This window comes from Alcanivorax sp. HI0083 (genome assembly GCF_001635175.1).
Genome location: NZ_LWFX01001336.1, coordinates 1 through 1,889, shown reverse-complemented (window position 1 = coordinate 1,889; position 1,889 = coordinate 1). Strand labels below are relative to the sequence as shown.

The 1,889-nt window shown below is 56.5% G+C and carries 3 protein-coding genes; 2 read left to right on the top strand and 1 reads right to left on the bottom strand.

Translation table 11 applies throughout. The annotated features are described in order from the left end of the window. Positions 1-208 precede the first annotated feature (208 nt). Positions 209-424 (bottom strand): dodecin, encoded by a 216-nt coding sequence (locus A3754_RS19905; RefSeq protein ID WP_007149047.1) that lies wholly within the window; start codon positions 422-424, stop codon positions 209-211. 267 nt (positions 425-691) lie between these two features. Here A3754_RS19905 and A3754_RS19900 point away from each other — a divergent pair, with 267 nt between their 5' ends. Together A3754_RS19900 and A3754_RS19895 are read left to right on the top strand one after the other, a co-directional pair. Further along, positions 692-1,207 carry an Hsp20/alpha crystallin family protein gene (locus A3754_RS19900; protein WP_063521083.1) on the top strand — a complete coding sequence of 172 codons (516 nt, stop codon included), beginning with the start codon at positions 692-694 and terminating at the stop codon, positions 1,205-1,207. 195 nt (positions 1,208-1,402) lie between these two features. Further along, on the top strand, positions 1,403-1,873 hold the full coding sequence (locus A3754_RS19895) for a hypothetical protein (RefSeq protein WP_063521082.1): 471 nt from the start codon (positions 1,403-1,405) through the stop codon (positions 1,871-1,873). Positions 1,874-1,889: the final 16 nt, after the last annotated feature.

Below are 1,889 nucleotides of genomic sequence, written 5' to 3'. Positions count from 1 at the left end.
GTAGCTCGTAGCTCGTAGCTCGTAGCTCGTAGCTCGTAGCTCGTAGCTCGTAGCTCGTAGCTCGTAGCTCGTAGCTCGTAGCTCGTAGCTCGTAGCTCGTAGCTCGTAGCTCGTAGCTCGTAGCTCGTAGCTCGTAGCTCGTAGCTCGTAGCTCGTAGCTCGTAGCTCGTAGCTCGTAGCTCGTAGCTCGTAGCTCGTAGCTACTGCTTCACGATCCGGAAATTCTGAAGCCGACCTTCAACGTCACCTGATAATGCCCCACCTTGCCATTCTCGATATGGCCGCGGGTTTCGGTCACCTCGAACCAGTCCATCAACTCCAGGCTTTCACTGGCCGTGACCAGCGCATTCTCGATGGCGTCTTCAATGGTGGTGCGAGACGACCCAACTAATTCAACCTTCTTGTAGACATGATGGTCAGACATGACTGCTCTCCTTTTCGGTACATGTTCCAAGTGTCTGAGCGGCAAAAAATCCCTCACCGGAAACGCTCTGCCCTCATCCATGTTCTTTCATCTGTGACACCGAAGTCCGCGTATTACAAGGGGCTCTTTTGCCCAGTCGGTCAAAAAAACCCCATTCCTTATAGCATCGTGGGCATTGAAAGCCGTCACCATTTGCCTCATAACAACAGGTGAAGCACTTGGTCATTGTCCAACCGTTTATTCCAACCCCCCTCAGGAGGACACGCGATGGATATGCATAAAATGACACCCTGGAACTGGCTTCGTCAGGAGAGCAACCGCGAGCGACCTCTCCCGCAACGGCAACCCGGCCACCCCTTGTTGCGCTGGGAACGGGAGTTCGACAACTGGTTCGAACAAATGCTTGGCGACATGGCCTGGACGACCCCGGCGCCACACGCCCAACCAAACGCGCCCTTGCGCCCCAACCTGGATATTCTGGAGCGCGACGACCACTACCTGATTACTGCGGAATTACCCGGCGTGGAGAAATCCGATCTGAATGTGACGCTGGACAACAACATGTTGCTGATCAGCGGCAGCAAAATCCCCATCCAGGAAAATGACCGCGACGGCTACCATTATAGTGAGCGCCGTTTCGGGCCCTTCCAGCGCATGCTGACATTGCCGGCCGATGCGGATGCCGAGCAGATGAACGCCGTCTTCCACAACGGGGTACTGTCGCTCAACATCCCTCGCCATGAACACCATCATCAAGGCAGCCGACGTATCGAGATTCATTGATTGAGGAGACGCAACAGGCTGCACGCTTCAAGCAACATCACGAAGAACCGGTGTTTCTCTATTGACGTCACGGCCCGCGCTCCATACCTGGGCGCGGAGTCGTGAGATGCGCCGCTACTATCAACGGTTTCACGGCCTAATCACGGTGCAACACGGGTACTCTATAAAGTATAGAAAGCCACGGAGAACCCGGAGATGCGCCTGTACTTACTCACTCCCAGAAACGGGGGCAACAAAGCCGCCAACACGCGGCAACGTCATCACCTTCTGGCCGGCGCTGTCTGCGCCATGGCGCTGGGCTTTGCGACGCCCCTCCACGCGGAGAACAGCGCCGTTCTGCGTTTTGATACACCACTGGCGATTACCGACAATGCCGACTTTGATCGGGATAACCCGCTGGAACCGGACAGCAGCAGCTTTATCCTGCTGGACGCCAGCAGCCTGAGCAGTGATAGCGGTGAGCGGTGGGCGCTGGTGTCACTGCGAAACGATGCCGGCGGCCAACGCATTCTGCGTGACGACTATCTGGTGGCGGAATTCGCCAACGGTGACCGCCGCCACGCCAGCGACCTGGAAGGCTCTTTCGCCGCCGCAGAGCAACAGCGCAAGATGGTTTTTTTCGGGTACCACCGCTTTCCCATCCTGCGCGTATTCACACAGCAATAATTGGGCTTATGGCTCT

Excerpts from the sequence above, each read along its gene's own strand:
- A3754_RS19905 (WP_007149047.1), bottom strand. The coding sequence starts at position 424 with ATGTCTGACCATCATGTCTACAAGAAGGTTGAATTAGTTGGGTCGTCT.
- A3754_RS19900 (WP_063521083.1), top strand. The coding sequence starts at position 692 with ATGGATATGCATAAAATGACACCCTGGAACTGGCTTCGTCAGGAGAGC.
- A3754_RS19895 (WP_063521082.1), top strand. The coding sequence starts at position 1,403 with ATGCGCCTGTACTTACTCACTCCCAGAAACGGGGGCAACAAAGCCGCC.